General features: G+C 34.1%; 22 protein-coding genes. 14 read left to right on the plus strand and 8 right to left on the minus strand.

Translation table 11 applies throughout. From position 1 onward, the window contains the following. Positions 1 to 58 precede the first annotated feature (58 nt). The 5 genes from ABTV69_RS02160 to ABTV69_RS02180 all read left to right on the plus strand — a co-directional run bounded on the left by ABTV69_RS02160 (position 59) and on the right by ABTV69_RS02180 (position 3,528). The gene (locus ABTV69_RS02160; RefSeq protein ID WP_433833839.1) at positions 59 to 799 is read left to right on the plus strand and encodes a YqjF family protein; all 741 of its coding nucleotides are present in this window, start codon (positions 59 to 61) and stop codon (positions 797 to 799) included. A 27-nt stretch (positions 800 to 826) separates the two neighbouring features. Further along, positions 827 to 1,084 (plus strand): hypothetical protein, encoded by a 258-nt coding sequence (locus tag ABTV69_RS02165; RefSeq protein WP_433833841.1) that lies wholly within the window; start codon positions 827 to 829, stop codon positions 1,082 to 1,084. Next, the gene (locus tag ABTV69_RS02170) at positions 1,060 to 1,644 is read left to right on the plus strand and encodes a hypothetical protein (RefSeq protein ID WP_433833843.1); all 585 of its coding nucleotides are present in this window, start codon (positions 1,060 to 1,062) and stop codon (positions 1,642 to 1,644) included. Before ABTV69_RS02165 ends, ABTV69_RS02170 begins: the two co-directional genes overlap by 25 nt. Before the next feature lie 243 nt (positions 1,645 to 1,887). After that, on the plus strand, positions 1,888 to 2,793 hold the full coding sequence (locus ABTV69_RS02175) for a TIGR01777 family oxidoreductase (RefSeq protein WP_433833845.1): 906 nt from the start codon (positions 1,888 to 1,890) through the stop codon (positions 2,791 to 2,793). 246 nt (positions 2,794 to 3,039) lie between these two features. Beyond that, on the plus strand, positions 3,040 to 3,528 hold the full coding sequence (locus ABTV69_RS02180) for an SRPBCC family protein (RefSeq protein WP_433833847.1): 489 nt from the start codon (positions 3,040 to 3,042) through the stop codon (positions 3,526 to 3,528). A gap of 360 nt (positions 3,529 to 3,888) precedes the next feature. Here ABTV69_RS02180 and ABTV69_RS02185 read toward each other — a convergent pair whose 3' ends face one another. Then, positions 3,889 to 4,704, minus strand: a complete 816-nt coding sequence (locus tag ABTV69_RS02185) for a hypothetical protein (RefSeq protein ID WP_433833849.1) — start codon at positions 4,702 to 4,704, stop codon at positions 3,889 to 3,891. Positions 4,705 to 4,897: 193 nt separating this feature from the next. Between ABTV69_RS02185 and gcvP the strand changes: the two genes are divergently transcribed. From gcvP to ABTV69_RS02215, 6 genes are all read left to right on the plus strand, one after another. Next, positions 4,898 to 7,747: an aminomethyl-transferring glycine dehydrogenase gene (gcvP, locus tag ABTV69_RS02190; RefSeq protein ID WP_433833851.1), complete on the plus strand. Its 2,850-nt coding sequence runs from the start codon at positions 4,898 to 4,900 to the stop codon at positions 7,745 to 7,747. Positions 7,748 to 8,194: 447 nt separating this feature from the next. After that, entirely contained in the window at positions 8,195 to 9,253 is a 1,059-nt protein-coding gene (locus ABTV69_RS02195; protein WP_433833853.1) for a 3-oxoacyl-ACP synthase III family protein, read from the plus strand. Between the two features lie 282 nt (positions 9,254 to 9,535). After that, entirely contained in the window at positions 9,536 to 10,057 is a 522-nt protein-coding gene (locus tag ABTV69_RS02200; protein ID WP_433833855.1) for a methyltransferase, read from the plus strand. Between the two features lie 93 nt (positions 10,058 to 10,150). Continuing rightward, positions 10,151 to 10,999: a glycosyltransferase gene (locus ABTV69_RS02205; RefSeq protein ID WP_433833857.1), complete on the plus strand. Its 849-nt coding sequence runs from the start codon at positions 10,151 to 10,153 to the stop codon at positions 10,997 to 10,999. 79 nt (positions 11,000 to 11,078) lie between these two features. After that, entirely contained in the window at positions 11,079 to 11,825 is a 747-nt protein-coding gene (locus tag ABTV69_RS02210; protein ID WP_433833859.1) for an MlaE family ABC transporter permease, read from the plus strand. Further along, on the plus strand, positions 11,825 to 12,586 hold the full coding sequence (locus tag ABTV69_RS02215; protein ID WP_433833861.1) for an ABC transporter ATP-binding protein: 762 nt from the start codon (positions 11,825 to 11,827) through the stop codon (positions 12,584 to 12,586). The genes ABTV69_RS02210 and ABTV69_RS02215 overlap by 1 nt, the downstream gene beginning before the upstream one ends. 120 nt (positions 12,587 to 12,706) lie before the next feature. Here ABTV69_RS02215 and ABTV69_RS02220 read toward each other — a convergent pair whose 3' ends face one another. From ABTV69_RS02220 to ABTV69_RS02240, 5 genes are all read right to left on the minus strand, one after another. Next, on the minus strand, positions 12,707 to 13,303 hold the full coding sequence (locus ABTV69_RS02220) for a SprT-like domain-containing protein (RefSeq protein WP_433833863.1): 597 nt from the start codon (positions 13,301 to 13,303) through the stop codon (positions 12,707 to 12,709). A gap of 19 nt (positions 13,304 to 13,322) precedes the next feature. Then, positions 13,323 to 13,691 (minus strand): four helix bundle protein, encoded by a 369-nt coding sequence (locus ABTV69_RS02225; RefSeq protein WP_433833865.1) that lies wholly within the window; start codon positions 13,689 to 13,691, stop codon positions 13,323 to 13,325. Between the two features lie 29 nt (positions 13,692 to 13,720). Beyond that, entirely contained in the window at positions 13,721 to 14,398 is a 678-nt protein-coding gene (locus ABTV69_RS02230; RefSeq protein ID WP_433833867.1) for an SDR family NAD(P)-dependent oxidoreductase, read from the minus strand. 35 nt (positions 14,399 to 14,433) lie between these two features. Continuing rightward, positions 14,434 to 15,411 (minus strand): M20/M25/M40 family metallo-hydrolase, encoded by a 978-nt coding sequence (locus ABTV69_RS02235; protein WP_433833869.1) that lies wholly within the window; start codon positions 15,409 to 15,411, stop codon positions 14,434 to 14,436. A gap of 136 nt (positions 15,412 to 15,547) precedes the next feature. Next, positions 15,548 to 16,690 carry an acyl-CoA dehydrogenase gene (locus ABTV69_RS02240; protein ID WP_433833871.1) on the minus strand — a complete coding sequence of 381 codons (1,143 nt, stop codon included), beginning with the start codon at positions 16,688 to 16,690 and terminating at the stop codon, positions 15,548 to 15,550. Between the two features lie 494 nt (positions 16,691 to 17,184). On the opposite strand from ABTV69_RS02240, the gene ABTV69_RS02245 reads away from it, so the two are divergent. The 3 genes from ABTV69_RS02245 to ABTV69_RS02255 all read left to right on the plus strand — a co-directional run bounded on the left by ABTV69_RS02245 (position 17,185) and on the right by ABTV69_RS02255 (position 20,276). Continuing rightward, complete coding sequence (locus tag ABTV69_RS02245) at positions 17,185 to 17,760, plus strand: chalcone isomerase family protein (protein WP_433833873.1); 576 nt, start codon at positions 17,185 to 17,187, stop codon at positions 17,758 to 17,760. Positions 17,761 to 17,902: 142 nt separating this feature from the next. Next, the gene (locus tag ABTV69_RS02250; protein ID WP_433833875.1) at positions 17,903 to 19,129 is read left to right on the plus strand and encodes a Glu/Leu/Phe/Val dehydrogenase dimerization domain-containing protein; all 1,227 of its coding nucleotides are present in this window, start codon (positions 17,903 to 17,905) and stop codon (positions 19,127 to 19,129) included. A 241-nt stretch (positions 19,130 to 19,370) separates the two neighbouring features. Further along, the gene (locus tag ABTV69_RS02255; protein WP_433833877.1) at positions 19,371 to 20,276 is read left to right on the plus strand and encodes an energy transducer TonB; all 906 of its coding nucleotides are present in this window, start codon (positions 19,371 to 19,373) and stop codon (positions 20,274 to 20,276) included. 431 nt (positions 20,277 to 20,707) lie between these two features. Here ABTV69_RS02255 and ABTV69_RS02260 read toward each other — a convergent pair whose 3' ends face one another. Both ABTV69_RS02260 and ABTV69_RS02265 read right to left on the minus strand, forming a co-directional pair. Next, positions 20,708 to 21,103: an ExbD/TolR family protein gene (locus ABTV69_RS02260; RefSeq protein ID WP_008464192.1), complete on the minus strand. Its 396-nt coding sequence runs from the start codon at positions 21,101 to 21,103 to the stop codon at positions 20,708 to 20,710. A gap of 3 nt (positions 21,104 to 21,106) precedes the next feature. Further along, the gene (locus ABTV69_RS02265) at positions 21,107 to 21,802 is read right to left on the minus strand and encodes a MotA/TolQ/ExbB proton channel family protein (RefSeq protein ID WP_433833879.1); all 696 of its coding nucleotides are present in this window, start codon (positions 21,800 to 21,802) and stop codon (positions 21,107 to 21,109) included. Positions 21,803 to 21,866 lie beyond the last annotated feature (64 nt).

Genomic DNA, 21,866 nt, shown 5'->3' on the forward strand with positions numbered 1-21,866 from the left:
TTTAAATTAAACTTTCATTTTTTTCTGAAAGTTTAAAAATATAAAAACAATACTTATCATGGATTTCTTAAATGCAGAATGGAAAAATTTAGCCTTATTCAATTATGAAGTTGATCATGAGGTTTTAGAGAAATATGTTCCCGCTGGAACTGAAATTGATATTTGGAACAACAAATGTTATGTTAGTTTGGTTGGCTTTATGTTTAAAAACACCAAAGTTTTAGGATTTAAAGTTCCGTTTCACATCAACTTTGAAGAAGTGAATTTGAGATTTTATGTCAAACGTTTTGAAAACGGAGAATGGAAACGCGGCGTTGTTTTCGTGAAAGAAATTGTTCCGAAAAAAGCGATCACTTTTATTGCTAATACTTTGTATCAGGAGCATTACGAAACTCAGAAAATGAGACATGAAATTATCGAAAGTGAAAGCACAAACACTTTTATATATCAATGGAGAAAAGATAAAGAATGGAATACAATTCAGTTAGAGACTAAAAACATCTTAACTGAAATTGAAGTTGGTTCTGAAGCTGAATTTATTACTGAACATTATTTTGGTTATACAAAAATCAACGCTGAAACCACTTTTGAATATGAAGTTACTCATCCGAGATGGGAACAATTTGAAGTTTTAAATCATCACATTGATATTGATTTTGGAAAAAATTATGGAAGTGATTTTAAATTTCTTCAAAACCAAAAACCGGTTTCTGTTTTCTTAGCAAAAGGATCTAAAATTACGGTTAAAAATAAAAGAAAGCTTCAGCAGATTCCAGTTGAAAAAGAATTATGCGCTTAGAATTAATCAACCTAAAAACCTAAAATTATGAAAACGCTCGAAAATCAAACTTTGCTTTATGATGAAGATTTTCCGCTTTGCAGTTTATATACCACAGGATTTGTAAAAAGCGGTATGTTGGATCAAAACGGAAGAAAATCTTATTGCCAGTTATCTGAGGAAGAGCAAAATTTTGTTGATTTAAAACGTGCTCCAAACGAAATCGCCTTGGTCGATAATAAAACTAAAACGGTAACGTACGGAATTGATAGTTTGATAAAGTGGTCGGTTTTTCTTTTCCGCTAATTGAAAAAGTTACAACCATAAAACCGATTCATTTCGTTCTGAAAAAGTTATATTCTTTTGTTTCTTATAATAGAAAAGTCATTATTCCAGGAACTGTAAAAGAGGAAAATAAATTACAATGCACACCTGATTTCAATTATAAATATAGATTTCTGTTCATCGGATTCGCCTTAACAATTACAACTGTTGTCTTGTTCGGATATTCTAGTTTGATTTTGAATTTTCCAAAAAGTACCGTTACAAGAGAATTAAGTTTAGCTTTTGGACAAATTGTTTTTCAAGTATTATTCCTTCTAAAATTGGAGAAACAAACTGTTATCAATTATGCAGGAAATTTAATGACGGTTTCTTTAATGGGAAGTTTGATTCTAACACCGATTTTACTTTTGAGTCAATTTGTTCAAATTCCTCAGATGATAATTTTAGGTTGGTTTGGAGTAACGGTTTTGATTATGTTTTTGGAACATTTCAGGAGAATTAAAATTATAAAACTTCCTTTTTATTTATCTTTCACTTGGATTCTTTACAGAATTATTGCTCTGTTTTTAATTTTAAATTAATCAAAAGTTATTCGCCACGAATTACATCAATTTGCACGAATTTGATTTTAACTTAAATCTGCTTAATCTGCGAGAGTAAATTTTTCACGCAGATTTAAAATGATCAAAGCAGATTAGACAGATTTATAAATTTCGATCTGCACAGATCTGCTAAAATCAGCAAAATCTGCGTGAAATCAAAGCCAAAGCAAGGAGAAAATTAGAGCTAATTCGCGTAATTCGTGGCAAAAAAATCACACAACAATGACCAAACTTATTATAGCAGCAGGAACTGGATTTTTAGGACAGGTTTTAGTAAATCATTTCAGAAATAAATTTGATGAAATTGTAATTCTAACCCGAGGGAAATCAAAAACGGAAGACGGAATTAAATATGTAAACTGGAACGCTAAAACATTTTCTGGTTGGGAAAAAGAATTAGAAAATGCATCGGTTTTAATTAATCTTGCTGGAAAATCGGTGGATTGTCGTTACACGAAAGAAAATAAAAAAGCCATTTTATGGTCTAGAATTGACAGTACCAAAATTCTGAACAAAGCGGTTTTAAATTGCCAAAATCCACCGAAGCATTGGCTGAATTCATCAACCGCAACTATTTATCGTTTTTCATTAGACAAACAAATGGATGAAGTTGACGGCGAAATCGGAAATGACTTTTCTATAAATGTCGCTTTGTCTTGGGAAAAAGCATTCTTTAAAACTGAAACTCCGCAAACTTTAAAAACGGCTTTACGAACTTCTATAGTGTTAGGAAAAAACGGCGGTGCTTTGATTCCGTTAAAGACTTTGGCAAAAATCGGTTTTGGAGAAAAACAAGGAAGTGGAAATCAGTTTGTGAGTTGGATTCATGAAGAAGATTTCGCCAATGCGGTTGATTTCATTATCCAAAAAGAAATGACTGGCGTTGTAAATGTGGTTTCACCCGAACCAATCCGAAATGTTGATTTTATGGAAAAACTTCGAAAAGCAGTTGGCTTTCCATTTGGGATTCCTTTAAATAAATTCTTTCTTGAAATTGGTTCTTTTTTCATTCGAACCGAAACGGAATTGGTTTTAAAAAGCAGGAATGTGATCCCGAAACGACTTCTGGAAAAGGGTTTTCGATTTAAGTTTGGAGATATTGATGAGGCTTTAAAAAATTTATTATAGAACCTCAATTCACATAATATTGTCATTTCGACAAAGGAGACCCGAGCGATAGCGAACAGGCGAAGCAAATCTCCGCGAGTAGCTCCGCACAGAATCGCCAATCTTTATAGAGTTTCTTGTGGAGATTTCTCCTTCGTCGAAATGACAAGATTGCGGAAAAACTTTGTCAAAGTTTGAAACTTTGACAAAGTTAAACTCTACAATTCGTAACGAATAAAAACCTGTCGGGTTTAACTAAGTAAAAAAATGACAGAAATAAATCTAACCACAAAAATAAACGCACCAAAACAAATCGTTTTTGATGCATCCAGAAATATCGATATTCATCAAAAATCTGCAAGAAAATCACAAGAAAAAGCAATTGCGGGAATAACTTTTGGATTAATTAATTTAAATGAAACGGTAACTTGGCGCGGTAAACATTTCGGTTTTTATTTGACTCACAAAAGCAGAATTACTGCAATGAATTTCTATGATTATTTCGTGGACGAAATGGAAGAAGGAAAATTCAAATCTTTCAAACACGAACATTTTTTTGAAGAAGAAAATGGAATGACCATCATGAAAGATAAATTGCAATATGAAACGCCATTCGGAATCTTTGGAAAGTTATTTGATGTTTTATTTTTAAAAAAACATCAAACTAAATTTCTTTTGAACAGAAATAAAGTTTTGAAAGATGTTTCAGAAACAGATTATGAATTGCCTCCAGCTTCAGCTGGAGGAGAAATTTAATCGAATGTTTTGGCTTTAGCCGAACTTGAGTTTTGGCTAAAGCCAGATTAGAAACATCTATTAACCTCCAGCTAAAGCTGGAGGCAATTGAACACTCTATAAATTCTAAATTTCAAACATAGCAAAACCCATGCAAAATACGAAGCAAAGATCGCGTCCCAATGGTTAAAACCATTGGCTATCTCCACAATATTGGATCGTATTAAATTTTGAAAATGATTTTTCTCGTTTTACGGTTTGCGTGAGGGATAGAAGCTGGCTACCGAAGTAGCGCGTATAGCCCGACAGCATCCCGATAAAAGGGCGAATAAGCGCAACGTGAATTAGCCCTTTTATCGGGATGGTGGCACGTCCAAAAAATCATCTAAAGAAAACGACCATCAACCACCAAAAAATCGGCACGCTTTCTACCCAAAAAGAAGTATAATATTTCGAACGATTCGTATTTGCAAAAGCAATAAACAACATCAACATTACAACCATTATCAAATTTATAATGGCATCATGAATATTAAATGTTGAAACAAAAATCTCTAAAAACCAAAACGGAATCAATAACAAAAATCCTAAAAGTTTGGTTTTCTTCACTCCGATGGTCTGCGGAACGGTTTGCAAATGCGGATCGTCATTGGCTAAATCTAAAATTTCGAAAACCAAAATCAGCACAAAAACCAAAATAAAACGCTGAATGCATTTAATAAAGAAATCCATAGTAGATGGAAGTTCGGCATTTATTAAAGGCAAAACCAAAGTCGCGCCCACCCAGCAAAGTGCTACAATATAAATTTTTACTCCTGCCCAATTTCTGGCATTTCTTCTGTTCGGAAAAAACGGTAAAGTGTACAATGCGGTTATAGCAAATATTCCAACGGAGACAATCTGTGTGATTCTTTTGAGATGAAAAAAATAATAACCAACCAAAATCACTGAAATAAAACTCAAAGCGGCAATAATTTTCAACTGTGTTCCTATCGGATTTTTCTTTACACGAACCAGTGCATCATATTTTACGAAATTATATCCTACAATAGTTCCGAAAAAAACAAACAATGCCATTGGCTCATCATACTGAATATGAAACACATGAAATGTAATTCGGACCAAAGCATAACACGACAAAGCCACGTGAATACTGCTGTTTAAATAAAAATCGAATATTTGTTTTAGAAGTTTCATAGCTCAAATCTAATCAATTGGTAACAAATCAACTCTTTAGTTAGAAATTTGATAAAAATTGAAGTTAAAAATACCTATTAAATTATTAATAATACTTAATTTTGCGGCACAAAAAAACAACACATTTACTTTTAAATGTTATTCGCCTCGTAAATAGCCGAATCACATTCATTTAAAAACATTAGATAGCTACATGAAAACAGATGCTTTTGCTTTAAGACACATTGGTCCAAGAGAAACTGATCTTCAGCACATGCTGAAAACTATTGGAGTTGATTCGATTGAACAACTTGTTTATGAAACACTTCCAGATGATATTCGTCTAAAAGCGCCGTTGAATTTAGATCCTGCGATGACAGAATTCGAATATGCAAATCATATTCGTGACTTAGGGAAGAAAAATAGAACATTTAAATCATATATTGGTTTAGGTTATCACCCAACTATCGTTCCGGCTCCAATTCAAAGAAACATCTTCGAAAACCCAGGATGGTATACAGCTTACACGCCTTACCAAGCAGAAATTGCACAAGGTCGTTTAGAAGCTATTTTAAATTTCCAAACTACAGTTATCGAGTTGACTGGAATGGAAATTGCCAATGCATCTTTATTAGATGAAGGAACTGCTGCTGCAGAAGCTATGGCGTTATTATTTGACGTTCGTACTCGTGATCAAAAGAAAAACAATACACATAAATTCTTCGTTTCTGAAGAAATTTTACCACAAACTTTATCTGTACTTCAAACGCGTTCAACTCCAATCGGGATTGAATTAGTTGTTGGAAACCACGAAACATTTGATTTTTCAAATGAATTCTTTGGAGCTATTTTACAATACCCAGGAAAATACGGTCAGGTAAACGATTATAGTGCTTTTGTTGCTAAAGCAAAAGAAAATGAAATTAAAGTGGCTTTTGCTGCTGATATTTTATCATTGGCAACTTTGACTTCTCCTGGAGAAATGGGAGCTGCAGTTGTTGTTGGAACTACACAACGTTTTGGTGTGCCAATGGGTTACGGTGGTCCTCACGCTGCTTACTTTGCAACTAAAGACGAATACAAAAGATCTATGCCAGGTCGTATCATTGGAGTTTCTGTTGATGCAAACGGAAACCGTGCTTTACGTATGGCTTTAGGGACTCGTGAGCAACACATCAAACGTGAAAAAGCGACTTCTAACATTTGTACTGCTCAGGTTTTACTGGCAGTTATGGCTGGAATGTACGCGGTTTACCACGGACCAGAAGGTTTGAAATATATTGCAAACAAAGTTCATGCATCGGCGGTTACAACTGCTGAGGCTTTAAATAAAATTGGAGTTTCTCAAGTTAACTCAGCTTACTTTGATACTATTTTGGTAAAAGCTGATGCTCAAAAAGTAAAAGCAATTGCGGAGAAAAACAAAGTAAACTTCTTCTATCCTGATGCTGATACGATTTCAATTTCGTTAAACGAAACGACTTCAATTGCAGACATCAACCAAATCGTTGCGATTTTTGCTGAAGCTTTAGGAAAAGAAACTGTTTCTGTTACGGAATTAACTGAGGCTAGCCAATTACCAGCTTCATTAGAAAGAACTTCATCTTTCTTAACACATGATGTTTTCAACAATCATCATTCAGAAAGCCAATTGATGCGTTACATCAAAAAATTAGAGCGTAAAGATTTATCATTGAATCACTCGATGATTTCATTAGGTTCTTGTACGATGAAATTAAACGCCGCTTCTGAAATGTTGCCTTTATCAATGCCAAACTGGAACAGCATTCACCCGTTTGCACCAGTTGACCAAGTTGAAGGTTACCTTACAATGTTGAAAAGATTAGAGCAGCAATTAAATGTAATTACAGGTTTTGCTGGAACAACTTTACAGCCAAACTCTGGAGCACAAGGTGAATATGCTGGTTTAATGGCGATTCGTGCTTACCACTTATCAAGAGGCGACGAGCACCGTAATGTATGTTTGATTCCTTCATCGGCTCACGGAACAAATCCTGCTTCTGCAGCGATGGCCGGAATGAAAATCATTGTTACGAAAACAACTCCAGAAGGAAATATTGACGTAGAAGATTTAAGAGAAAAAGCGATTGAACACAAAGATGATTTATCTTGTTTAATGGTAACGTATCCTTCTACTCACGGCGTTTTTGAATCTTCAATTATCGAAATCACAAAATTAATCCACGAAAACGGTGGATTAGTATATATGGATGGTGCAAACATGAACGCACAAGTTGGATTAACAAATCCTGCTACAATTGGCGCTGACGTTTGTCACTTAAACTTACACAAAACTTTCGCTATTCCTCACGGTGGTGGTGGACCTGGTGTTGGACCAATTTGTGTGAACGAAAAATTAGTTCCGTTTTTACCAACAAACCCAATCTTAAAAGTTGGTGGTGAGCAAGCAATTACAGCTATTTCATCTGCACCTTACGGATCTGCTTTAGTATGTTTGATTTCTTACGGTTACATCACAATGATGGGTGCTGAAGGATTAAAAAGCGCTACTGAGCACGCAATCTTGAATGCAAACTACATGAAATCTCGTTTCGAAGGTCACTACCCAATTCTTTACACAGGAGAATGCGGAAGAGCGGCGCACGAAATGATTTTAGATTGCCGTGCATTTAAAGAAAACGGAATCGAAGTAGGTGATATCGCAAAACGTTTAATGGATTACGGTTTCCACGCTCCAACGGTTTCTTTCCCAGTTGCAGGAACTTTAATGATCGAGCCTACAGAATCGGAAGATTTAGCAGAATTAGATCGTTTTTGTGATGCACTGATCTCAATTAGAAAAGAAATTGACGCAGCAACAGCTGATGACAAAAACAACGTATTGAAAAATGCACCGCATACATTAGCCATGTTAACTACTGATAACTGGGATTTCCCTTATACAAGAGAAAAAGCAGCATATCCATTAGATTACATCGCCGACAATAAATTCTGGCCATCTGTTCGTCGTGTAGATGATGCTTATGGTGACAGAAATTTAGTTTGTAGCTGTGCACCAATTGAAGCTTACATGGAAAGCTAAAAAATAGTTTTTCTACACATATTTAAAAACCCGACAGATTTAAAAGTTTGTCGGGTTTTATTTTTTGTTTCAAGTTTCAGGTTTCACGCTATGTAGGCAACTTGAAACCTGAAACTTGAAACTTTTTTTAAACTTCGGTAGCTTCCTCCTATCCCTCACGCTATCAAAACATAAAGAAGAATCGGGTTTATAAAAACATAACTTTTTGTTATGTTTTTGTGAAATTATCTCAATAAAACAACCATATTCCTCAAATTTGAGAGCATCAAAAATTGGCTTCAATCGTTTGAAATCTAGGAAATATTAAAAAATCATTAAAAGAAACACAATATATCATCCAAAAAATTGTTATTTCATAATTATATGCATGCATACTATTTTTTATGATAGTTATCATAATATTATTTATACATTAGCGCTAAATTTATCGGATAATTAAAGGGAAAAATGAAAATAAAAATAATTGGTATTGGAAGTTACATTCCTAACCTAGAAGTTAAGAATACAGATTTTGACAAACATATTTTTTTAAATGAAGATGGAACTCCATTTGGCTACCCGAACGAAGTCGTAATTAAGAAATTTAAAGGTATAACCGGAATTGAAAACCGCCGTTATGCCGAACCACAATATACTGCTTCTGATTTAGCATTTTTCGCTGCGCAAAAAGCAATCGCGAACGCAGGAATTGATGCTGAAACTTTAGATTACATTATTTTCGCTCATAACTTTGGCGATGTAAAAACAGGAACACATCAAACCGATGTTTTACCAAGTTTAGCAACAAGAGTTAAAAACAAATTAGGAATCAAAAATCCTAAATGTGTGGCTTACGATATTCTTTTTGGATGTCCAGGCTGGATTGAAGGCGTGCTACAAGCGAATGCTTTTATCAAATCTGGAATGGCAAAAAGAGTAATGGTAATCGGAGCCGAAACCCTTTCAAGAGTTGTAGACGATCATGATCGTGATTCTATGATTTATTCTGATGGAGCCGGAGTTTCAATTCTTGAAGCCTCAACTGATGACGCTGGATTATTAGCTTACGAAAGTGCTACTTATGCAAATGATGAAGCCAATTATCTTTTCTTCGGAAAATCATATAATCCAGATTTAGATCCGGATATCAAATACATCAAGATGTACGGTCGCAAGATTTACGAATTTGCTTTAAGCAATGTTCCATGCGCGATGAAAAGCTGTCTAGATAAAAGCGGCATTTCAATTGATGAAGTGAAAAAAATCCTGATTCATCAAGCCAACGAAAAAATGGATGAAGCGATTATCGAACGTTTCTACAAACTTTACGATAAAACACCGCCGAAAGATATTATGCCAATGAGTATTCACGATTTAGGAAACAGCAGTGTTGCAACGGTTCCTACTTTATACGATTTGATTTTACAAGGAAAAATAGAAAATCACGAGATCAATAAAGGCGATGTTTTAATTTTTGCTTCAGTTGGAGCAGGAATGAACATTAACGCGTTTGTTTATAGATACTAAAATAATCTCGCAAAGACGCGAAGTCACAAAGTTTTTTTTAACCATATAGGTCATATAAGTTCAGTTAAGTGAAAACTTAAAATATCTTATATTACTTATATGGTTATTTTTTTTGCTCAATACTTTGCGACTTCGCTCCCGATAGCTATCGGGATTACGAGAAATTCATTTTTAAACTTAGCATCGTAACTGAACACTAAAAACTGAACACTGATTACTTTTTTAGTATATTTGCGACCTAATTAAAATCAAGAACGAGAGATCGATTCGTTCGCCATAACTATGTACGAAAAAACGTTTCCGAATAAAAGATTCAAACTTACTTTAGAGTTTTTACAAAAGCACGTTAGCACATCAGAAACCATTTTTGATTTTGGAGTTCCAAATCCGTTTTCTAAAATAATGGAAGAAAATGGCTATACCGTAAAAAATACTAAAGGCGAAGATTTAGACAACGATCATACGGCGCTACAAACAGAAGATTATACTGTTTTTACGGCATTTGAAATTTTCGAACATTTATTAAATCCGTATACTATTTTACAAAATGTAAAATGTGACAAATTGTTAATTTCAATTCCATTACGTTTATGGTTTTCACCAGCGTATCGTTCTAAAACAGATATGTGGGACAGACATTACCATGAATTTGAAGACTGGCAATTGGACTGGCTTTTAGAAAAAACAGGCTGGAAAATCACAGACCGCTTACAATTTACACATCCGGTAAAAAAGCTTGGATTAAGACCATTATTAAGATATTTCACTCCAAGATATTATATTGTGGTGGCAGAAAAAATTTAGATTGTAGATTTTAGATTAACGATTTTAGATTTCTGATTTTAGAACCAGGTAAAACCAATCTAAAATCTAAAATTTAAAATCTAAAATTTTTATATGAAGTATTATATCGTTATACCCGCACACAATGAGCAAGATCTAATTGGTCTTACCTTGCAATCTTTGGTAACCCAAACTGTTTTGCCTTCGAAAATTGTGGTTGTAAATGACAATTCTACTGATAAAACAGAAGAAGTGGTATTGGGATTTGCAAAAGAGAATCCATACATCTCTGTTGTCAATAAAACTTCAGATGCGATACATATGCCTGGAAGTAAAGTAATTCAGGCTTTTCAAAAAGGTTTTGAAACTTTAGATCAGGATTACGATATTATTGTAAAAATCGACGGTGATTTAATTTTCCCTCCAAACTATTTCGAAACCATCATCAAACATTTTGAATCTGATTCAAAAATCGGAATGGTGGGCGGATTCTGCTATATTGATAAAAATGGCGAATGGGTTTTAGAAAACCTAACCGATAAAGATCATATTCGCGGAGCCTTAAAAGCATACAGAAAAGAAACCTATCAACAAATTGGCGGGTTACGTCCAGCAATGGGTTGGGATACCATAGATGAATTGCTTTGCAAATATTACGATTGGAAAATCGTTACCGATCAGTCTTTACACGTAAAACACCTTAAACCAACGGGAGCCAACTATAACAAAACAGCCCGTTACAAACAAGGCGAAGCTTTTTACACTTTAGGATATGGCTTTTGGATCACGGCAATTGCCTCGGCAAAACTGGCGATGATGAAGAAAAAACCATTCTTATTTTTAGATTATATAAGAGGCTTTTGGAAAGCAAAAAAAGCAAAAACACCTTTATTGGTTACACCAGAACAGGCTAAATTTATTCGAAACTATCGTTTCAAAAAAATGAAAGAAAAGTTAATTTGATTGACAAAACGGTTGAAAAACCAGAACGCATACCCCAAAACTCATAACTTCTTTTTACCTTAGCCAATATTTAAAAATTATGATGCTAATTCGTTATTTATCCCAAATCGGGAAATATTTTTTAATGCTGAAAGAGATTTTCAACAAACAGACCAAATGGCCTGTAATGAAAAATTTAATTTTCAAAGAAATTGACGACTTAATAATTGACTCTCTTGGAATTGTCTGCTTTATATCTTTCTTTATTGGAGGAGTTGTTGCTATTCAGACAGCCTTAAATTTAACTAATCCTTTAATTCCGAAATATCTAATTGGTTTCGCTACACGTCAATCTGTAATTTTGGAGTTTGCCCCTACTTTTATTTCGGTAATTATGGCTGGAAAAATGGGATCATACATTACTTCAAGTATCGGAACAATGCGTGTTACAGAACAAATTGATGCTTTAGAAGTTATGGGAGTTAACTCTGTAAACTATCTTGTTTTTCCAAAAATTATAGCGCTATTAATGTACCCTTTTGTAATCGGGATTAGTATGTTTTTAGGAATTTTTGGAGGATGGCTTGCTTGTGCTTATGGAGGATTTTCAACTGGTGCAGATTTTATTATGGGAGCTCAGAAAGATTTTATTCCCTTTCATATTACGTATGCCTTTATCAAAACTTTAATCTTTGCCATGTTGTTGGCAACAATTCCGTCTTTTCATGGTTATTACATGAAAGGTGGCGCGCTAGAAGTTGGTAAGGCAAGTACAACATCATTTGTTTGGACATCTGTTACTATTATCCTTCTAAATTATATATTAACTCAATTATTGCTAGGATAATGATAGAAGTAAAAAATATAGAAAAATCATTTGGTGACAGTAAAGTTTTGAAAGGCGTTTCGACGGTTTTTGAAACAGGTAAAACCAACTTGATTATCGGACAAAGTGGATCTGGAAAAACAGTTTTATTGAAAACGTTGCTAGGAATTCACACCCCAGACGCAGGAACAATTGAATTTGACGGAAGAGTTTATTCGGATTTGGACAAAGATGAGAAACGTGAGTTAAGAACTGAAATTGGAATGGTATTTCAAGGCAGTGCATTGTTTGACTCTATGAGTGTTGAAGAAAATGTAGCTTTCCCATTGAGAATGTTTACCAACAACACTAAGTCACAAATCAAAGAACGCGTTGATTTTGTTCTAGAAAGAGTAAACCTAGTTGATGCTCATAAAAAATTGCCTTCTGAGATTTCTGGAGGTATGCAAAAACGTGTGGCAATTGCTCGCGCCATTGTAAATAATCCAAAGTATTTGTTTTGTGATGAACCTAACTCAGGTTTAGATCCGAATACTTCGACTTTAATTGATAACTTAATTCAGGAAATTACAAAAGAATACAACATTACAACCGTAATTAATACTCACGATATGAACTCTGTAATGGAAATCGGTGAGAATATTGTTTTCTTAAAGAAAGGTCTTAAAGCTTGGCAAGGAACGAAAGAAGAAATCTTTACGACCGACAATGAGGCCGTAGTTAAATTTGTTTATTCTTCAAACCTTTTCAAGAAAGTTCGTGAAGCTTATTTGAAAGGCTAAAGTCTTTTAAAATTTAAATATTAAAAATCCCAAATTCCAATTGCAAAACTTGGAATTTGGGATTTTTAATATTCGATTGTTCCCTCCCACTTTGGAATTTGGAATTTCAAAAATTAGGATTTAATTTATAAGTTCCACTTCCGCATTCGGATTAAAAAGATATGTTTTTCCTGAACTTATTTCGATACATTCGAAACGTTTGGTACGAACGGCCAATTTCTTAAAGACTTTTCCATTTTTGATCCTAAATACGCTTCCATATGGAATTTCAAAAACATAGTTCTTATCATTATCCTTGTCGTATTGTTTCAAAGCCAAAGACAAAGTGGTATCGGTATCACTACTCGCCGAAGGATTCTTGAAATGTCTTGCCAACAAAGGCAATATTTGTCCTGGAAAGATTTCTGGTCGAATAAAAGGAACCATTAAACGCTGAAAAGTAAATTTCCATTCATTTCCATGTGGTTTTATATTTCGCCCAAACTTTTCAAAAGCAACCAAATGTGCAATTTCATGAATGAGCGTTATCAAAAAACGGTACTTATTTAAACTAGCATTAACTGTAATTTCATGCTTACCACTTGGTCCTCTCCTATAATCACCATGACGCGTTTGACGCTCGTTTACAATTTTCAAATGAACCTGATTGGCCACTATCAAATCAAAAACGGGTTTTACAGCATGTTCGGGAATGTATTTAGCTAAAGTGTCGCTCAAAAGAATTATGAATTATAAGTTATGAATTATGAGTTATCAGTTTCTTTTTGGTTGTAATTATTATGCTTCTGATGATTTTTAAAACTTCATTACATTGCCGATAAATGGAATCAAATTCAATTAAAAAAATATAATTTGTTTCTTTTAATATTTCAAGCCAGGACATTGATTCATCGCATTCTTTTTGCGCAATTGACAATTTATGTATAAAATCAGGCTTACTTTGCGCATTAACAGCTTCTCTAACATTTGCTCCAACCGAAGTAACAGAACGCAGAAATTGTTTACTAATTACGAATTCTTTCTTTTCGGACACAAACCATTTATAAAAATTAACTCCTCTAACAGCTAATTCAAAACTTTTGGTTTTCACAATACTCTCACTCATAACTCATAATTCATAACTAATAATTAATTTTAAGGGTTCGTTGACGAAACTTCAAGCACTTTTCCGTTAAAATATTTATTTCCATTAAGCGTAAAATCATAAATATAAGTTGCCATTCCTTCAGCCGAAATTGGGGCTTGATATCCTGGAAAAGCCTCATTTAGCATTTCAGTTTGAACAGAACCCAAAGCCAAAACATTAAACGAAATTCCTTTTTCTTTATACTCTTCCGCTAATAATTCAGTTAACGTAATTACAGCTCCTTTACTAGAACTGTAAGCCGCCAATCCAGCAAATTTTAAACTACCACGAACTCCACCAATCGAACTAATTGTAACGACATGACTTCCTTTTTCTAAATAAGGAATACAAATGCGAGTTAAATTGGCAACAGCAAAAACATTAACTTTATAAATATGTTCAAAATCTGCCTGAGTAGTTTGTTCAAAAGGTTTTAAAAGTAAAGCCCCAGCATTATGAACTACTGCATCTACTTTTTTCCAAGTAGAAGAAAGAAAGCTTTCAACCTGATTTAACGCAGTTACATCTGCTAAATCAACAGACAGACAAGTTATGTTTTGATGTTGTAATAATGCTTGCGGTATTTTTCTAGAAATGGCCAAAACTTGATGACCAGCCTCAGCAAATTTCAAGGCTAATTCATAACCAATTCCTCTGCTTGTTCCTGTAACGATAATATTTTTCATTCCACAAAAATAATCAAATGCTGTAAAACAGCCTCTTATTTGTTCATGGTTATTTCCTGAGTTGGCGAAACCGCAATTTTTGTAACCGCAGGCAATAATTCTTGAGTAAATGCTGTGATATGCGAAATATCCATTAATTTGAATTCATCTGAAACATGGTGATAGTAATCAAAGTTTTCAAAATCAAAAGTACTTAGAGATTGGCATGGTTTTCCGAAAGCTTGAAAAAAAGAATAATTATCTGAACGATAGAACAATTTATATTCTGCTTCTTTTGGCAAAAATCCGATGGTGTTTTTTCCTGTGTATTCGTTTATTTTTTGCGCCATATTCGATTTATCAAAACCAGTTATATAAGCTAAGAAATCTCTTTTCATCGGAACACCAATCATTTCGATATTCAATTGTGTATAAAGATTAAAGTTTTGCTTTTTCAATTTCTCCACTAAACTTTTAGAACCCAACAGCCCTTTTTCTTCCCCAGCAAAAAAGACAATTAATATACTGCGTTTGTTGGCTTTAGTTTGGCTAAAATATTTTGCCATTGCAGCTACAGAAGTCACACCTGAAGCATCATCGTTTGCACCATTATTAATTTTATCCGCCTGATCTTTTGCCTCAATACCAATATGATCGTAATGCGCACTCAATACGACAAATTCTTTTTTAAGTTCAGGATCTGTTCCTTCTATCATGCCAACAATATTAAACGCTGGAGAATCAAAATTGGTTAATGTATCTCGGTAAGTTTTAAAATACGGTTTTATTTTATTTTTCTTCAAAAAGTCTTCTAAGAAAACCGCAGCTTTTTCAATTCCTTTAGTGCCTGTTTCACGACCTTCCATTTCATCAGAAGAAAGGTATTTTAAAAAATCTGAAATTTCATTTTCCTTTACTTTGTAGGTAACTGTTATTGGTTTTGAATCTGATTTTACTTCTTTCTCATTTGTAGTTGAAGTTCCCGATTTGCACGCAAAAAAAATAAATGGAAGTAAAAAATATAGTTTTCTCATGGTTTTGTTTTTTTTATTGATGATTTAAAATAAAATTTAATTGGACTATAAACTTATGAAAAGTAAAAGAATATTCATAAAAAAACCCTTTCGAACTAAAAGTCAAAAGGGTTTCAAATCTATTTAGAATCCAATTTTATCCAGCGATAACTGCTCTTGAAATTACGATTTTCTGAATTTCAGAAGTTCCTTCATAAATCTGAGTAATTTTTGCATCACGCATTAAACGCTCTACATGATATTCTTTTACATATCCATTACCTCCGTGAATCTGAACTGCTTCTACAGCTGTGTCCATTGCAACTTGCGAAGCAAAAAGTTTTGCCATTGCTCCACTTACATCGTAATTTTTGTGCTGATCTTTGTCCCAAGCCGCTTTCATACATAAATGACGAGCCGCTTCTATATTTACAGCCATGTCTGCCAATTTGAAAGCAATTGCTTGATGGTTACAGATTTCAGTTCCAAAAGCTTTTCTTTCTTTAGAATATTTCAAAGCCAGTTCATAAGCGCCAGAAGCAATTCCTAAAGCTTGAGAAGCAATACCAATTCTACCTCCAGCAAGCGTTTTCATTGCAAATTTAAATCCGAAACCGTCCTCGCCGATTCTATTTTCTTTTGGAACTTTCACATCAGAAAACATTAAAGAATGTGTATCAGATCCGCGAATTCCCATTTTTTGTTCTTTAGGACCAACTGAGAAACCTGGCATATCTTTAGTCATAATCAAAGCATTAATCCCTTTGTGCTTTAATTCTGGGTGTGTTTGTGCAATTACCAAATAAACAGAAGCAGTATTTCCGTTTGTAATCCAGTTTTTTGTACCATTAACCAAATAATGATCTCCCATATCTACTGCAGTTGTTTTTTGAGAAGTTGCATCACTTCCTGCTTCAGGTTCGCTTAAACAAAATGCTCCATGAATTTCTCCAGAAGCCAAACCTGGCAAATATTTTTGTTTTTGTTCTTCCGTTCCATATTCTTGCAATCCCCAGCAAACTAACGAATTGTTTACTGACATTACCACAGAGGCAGAAGCGTCTACTTTAGAAATTTCTTCCATTGCAATAACATAAGAAATAGCATCTAAGCCACTTCCCCCATATTTAGGATCAACCATCATTCCCATAAATCCAAGCTCACCCATTTTTTTGACTTGCTCAGTTGGAAAAATTTGTTTTTCGTCACGTTCAATAACTCCCGGCAATAATTCATTTTGAGCAAAATCTCTTGCTGCCTGCTGAATCATTAAATGTTCTTCGGTAAGATTAAAATCCATAGTAGTTTACTTTAAATGTTTTTCTCAACCAGATTTCAAACAGATTTCTTTAGTTGATAGTTTTTTTTATGTTTTTTGTGTTTTGTCGATGCCTAATTTTGTAATGCAAAGGCTTCCAAAGATAATTTTTTAATGTGTAAATTACAATGCATGCATATAAAATTAATAGATCAGCAAAGATTACGATAACGTTTTCGTGATTATTTAGCTTTTCTTTCAAAAGAACATTAATTTGGCAACAAATTTTCTAAAATTTAAGATTGAAATTAGGCTTAAATTTTAGAAATAATTAAATATTTGGTGATTTTTAAAAAGGATAAAACTTCAACAATTCTTAAAACAAGTAAAAGTACGTAAACATACTCTTACTAATTTGATTTTTAATAGAATACAAAAACCAAGCATCAAATTTTGAATAAAAAAACATTCTCAATATGAACTAAATATTAATAAATTACCATTATTTTTGCCCTAAAAATAAAAAATTGATGAATATGAAAAAGATTTTACTTTTACTAACAGTCCTGTTAAGCTTGCAGTTTTCGACTGTTTCTGCACAAACTCAAATTGAAGTAAATGGAGTAAGCGTTCCTAGAAAAATAGACTTTCAAGGAAAACCATTGCAACTAAATGGCGCGGGCGGAAGATCTAAAATGTGGTTGGAAGTTTATGTTCAAGCATTGTATTTATCTCAATTAACACAAGATCCTCAATTTATCATAGACAGCGACACTGAAATGGCTGTTAGAATTGAAATCACTTCTTCAATGGTTTCTTCTAATAAGCTGACTAAAGCTATGAATACAGGTTTTGAAAAATCTGCGGGAGCAAATTTGGAACAATTGCGTCCTAGAATTGAACAGTTAAAAAGTTTTTTAAGTGACGCCATTACAGAAAAAGATGTTTTCATTTTAGCTTACAATCCGCTAGACCAAAATGTTTATGTTTCTAAAAATGAAGTTTTGAAAGGAAAAATCCCAGGGTTTGATTTCAAAAAAGCATTATTCGGAATCTGGCTTTCTGATAAACCAGTTGACGAAACTTTGAAAAAACATTTATTAGGACAATAATTCTTAATTTTTTGAATATTCAAAAAGCCGAAAACCAAATAGTTTTCGGCTTTTCTTTTTTGTTTTATAAATTTGATGCAAAATACATTATTCGCATTATTCTATTTTATACATTTACGCAAAATAAACATATCACAACAAAATGAAAGATTTATTACAACAATTTGAAAACAAAGCACCTGAAATTGTTTTCAATTGGAAAGATTCAGAAACAGAAGCCGAAGGGTGGACTGTTATTAATTCACTTCGTGGAGGAGCTGCGGGTGGAGGAACAAGAATGAGAAAAGGCTTAGACATGAACGAAGTTTTGTCTTTGGCTAAAACAATGGAAGTTAAATTCTCTGTTTCAGGCCCTGCTATTGGAGGCGCTAAATCTGGAATAAATTTTGATCCAAACGATCCTCGCAAAAAAGGAGTTTTACAGCGTTGGTACAAAGCGGTTTCTCCATTATTGAAAAGCTACTACGGAACTGGCGGTGATTTGAATGTTGATGAGATTCATGAAGTTATTCCAATGACAGAAGAATGTGGTGTTTGGCATCCGCAAGAAGGCGTTTTTAACGGACACTTTAGACCTACAGAAGCTGACAAAATCAATAGAATTGGTCAATTGCGCCAAGGTGTAATTAAGGTTATTGAAAACCCTAAATTTTCTCCAGACGTAACTAGAAAATATACCGTTGCCGATATGATTACGGGTTATGGCGTTGCAGAAGCTGTTCGACATTTCTACACGACTTACGGCGGAGACATTAAAGGTAAAAAAGCAATCGTACAAGGTTTCGGAAACGTTGGTTCTGCAGCCGCTTTTTATTTAGCTGAAATGGGAGCAAAAGTTATCGGAATCATTGATCGCGATGGCGGATTAATTAAAGAAGAAGGTTTTTCTTTTGAAGAAATTAGAACTTTGTTTTTAAATAAAGACGGAAACAAATTGGTTGCTGAGAATATGATTCCGTTTGAAGAAATCAATTCTAAAATCTGGACAATTGGTGCTGAGATTTTCACTCCATGCGCTGCTTCAAGATTGGTAACTCAAGCGCAAATCGATAACTTAATCGCAAACGGATTGGAAGTGATTTCATGCGGTGCGAATGTTCCTTTTGCTGACAAAGAAATTTTCTTTGGTTCTATTATGGAACAAGTGGATCAAAAAGTAAGTTTGATTCCTGACTTTATTTCAAACTGCGGAATGGCAAGAGTATTTGCTTATTTCATGGAGAAAAAAGTTCAAATGACAGATGAGGCTATTTTTAATGATACATCAGAAACAATTAAAAATGCTATTGTAAAAGCTCACGCTTTAAGCGCATCAAAAACAAATATTAGCGCAACTGCTTTTGAAATTGCTTTGAAACAGTTGGTGTAAAAAATATACTTTATTTTATTTCAAAAGGATCAAATTTAATTTGGTCCTTTTTTATTTCCCGCAGATTTAGCAGATTACGCACATCTATTTAAATCCTTTGCATCAAAACAAATCTGCTTGATCTGCTAAATCTGCGAGCTAAAAAACATTACTCCCAAAGTAAAGCAATCACTTTCATTCTAAACAATTTTTACTACTTTTAAACGTTTTTAAAATAATACATTTCAAAATTCAGAATTCAATGAGTTTCACTATTTCTTCAGACAAAAAGAAATCTTTATTAATTACTACTGCAATATATGTGGTGATCATTGCATTGCTGTTTTTTATACGTTTTTGGCCTCCTTATAATCCTGAAAACAATGTCGCTCTCGCCGATGGCGGAGGTGGCGGCGGAGGCGTAACCATAAACTTTGGAGATAGTGATTTAGGTTCTGGAGCCAATTATAAAAGCGAAGTTCTGAATGTAAAAAACAATGTAAAGCAAGCGCCTGCAAAAGCAACGCCAGAGGAAGAAGCCATAATTTCTCAAGAAAACACAACTGCAGATAACGACGTTGTTATTCCGACAAAAGAAAAACCTAAAAAACCTGTTCCTGTTGAGAAACCGGTACAAAAACCTGTACCAGAAAAACCAAAAGTTTCTAATTCAACAAACGATGCTTTAGCTAGCATTATGAAAGGTTCTAATAAAGGTGGCGATGGAGACGATAAAGTTGCTGGAAACAAAGGAAAATCGAACGGAAGTTTAAACTCTAACGGTTATTACGGAAGTGGTGGTTCTGGCGGAGGAACTGGAGGCGGTAACGGAACCGGAAATGGTATTGGCACCGGAAGCGGTTACGGAGCTGGAAGCGGCGGCGGTTCTGGCGGTGGATCTGGATATTCTTTAAATGGACGAAAAGCATTATCAAAACCTGCTCCTAAATACACTTGCAACGAACAAGGGAAAGTTGTGGTAGAAGTTACAGTTGATCAAAATGGGAAAACCATAAGCGCAACACCCGGAGTAAAGGGAACAACAAATACAGCAAGTTGTTTATTGGAACAAGCGAAAATTGCAGCACTAAATACAAAATGGTCTGCTGATGCAAATGCTGCTGCCAAACAAGTTGGAAAAATTATCTACAATTTTAGTTTGGATTAAAATGATAAAACCAATAAAAAAGGCTTTCAGGAATCTGAAAGCCTTTTTTATTGGTTTTGTTTTCAATCACTCATTTCACCTAGTTTGTCATTTCGACGAAGGAGAAATCTTCACGAGAAGCTCTACAAAGATTGGAATTTCGTTGCGGAGTTACTTGTGGAGATTTCTCGTTCCTCGAAATGACAAGATTGTGGCTAATTTTTTACTCCAATTGCTTCACTCCTCTCAGTGGCCAAGATTGCGGATAATTCTGCCGTGATTGCTTATTTCCTCGCAATGACCTAGATTACGTTTGCTCGCGTGAGGGATAGAAGGAAGCTACCGCAGTAGCCCTCCCTATAGCTATCGGGACGACCGCAATAAAAAAATGGGCGCATCAACGTTTTCCTGATTGGCCCATTTTTTTATTGTGGTCACGCCCTAATAATATTTTACTTCGGACTTGTGGCAATTACAAATTTTAAATTGTTCTTCACTCCTATTTGCAAAACATCTACTAAGTCTTGAACTTGCAGATTAAATGGAATTCGAACTACAACGGTTTGTTCTTTATCTGTTCCTATTTTTGACATTAAACTCGTTTCTAGATTTTCGAAATCAACTTCCTGTTTGTCAATGTAGAACTTTTTATCTTCTGTAACCGATAAACTTATGAGCTGTTTATTGGTCTTTTCATTCGCTTTAGCTTTTGGCAAAGTCATCTTAATCACATTCGGATTTGCCAGTGTTGAAATAATTAAGAAAAACAACAGCAGGAAAAACATAATGTCACTCAAAGATGAAGTCGCAACTTCGGCGTGAAATCTTCTTTTTCTTTTAATAGACATGGCTTATGCTCTTTGAATTATATTGACAAATTCTAAAATCTGTTTCTGAATTTTTAAGGCAAAATTATCAATCTTTCCGTTCAATAAGTGGTACGCGCTATACGCAATAATACCCACAATTAATCCAGATCCAGAACTGATCATTTTTTCGTATAAACCTCCAGAAATATTTCCGATACTGATATTTTCTGTAACCGAAATGCTGTAGAAAATCTTGATAACTCCAGAAATTGTTCCGATGAAACCTAAAGTTGGCGCGATACCAGCAATAAGTCCAAGATGACCTAAATGTCTTTCCATTTCGCCAATTTCGATATCGGCAGCACGGTCCATGTTGGCTTCAATTTCAGAGATTGGTCTTCCGATTACCAAAACTCCTTCTTTTAAAATATTTCCAGCTGCAGTATTGTTTCTTTCTACAATTGTACGTGCCAATTCGATGTTTCCAGAATGTAATTTTTCGCCAATATCCTGCATTAATCTGCTGTCAATTTTAGACGCGCGGCTAATGTACATATAACGTTCAAAAATCAGGTAAATAGTGTAAAACAATAGAATCGCGATCGGAATTAAGAAAACTCCCCCTTTCATAATGAACCCAAACATTGAAATTTCATTTTGCGGTGCTGCAATCTTTTCGACCACTACATTTGAAGCATTTGCGATTGTATCTGTTTGTAACTGAATAAAACTAAACATATATTAATTCTGGTTTTTAATAATTAATTCTAAAAAATATTTGAAATTTGCAATAAAGATAATT

It is taken from the genome of Flavobacterium anhuiense, from assembly GCF_050990855.1.
Classification (GTDB): Bacteria; Bacteroidota; Bacteroidia; order Flavobacteriales; family Flavobacteriaceae; genus Flavobacterium; species Flavobacterium anhuiense_C.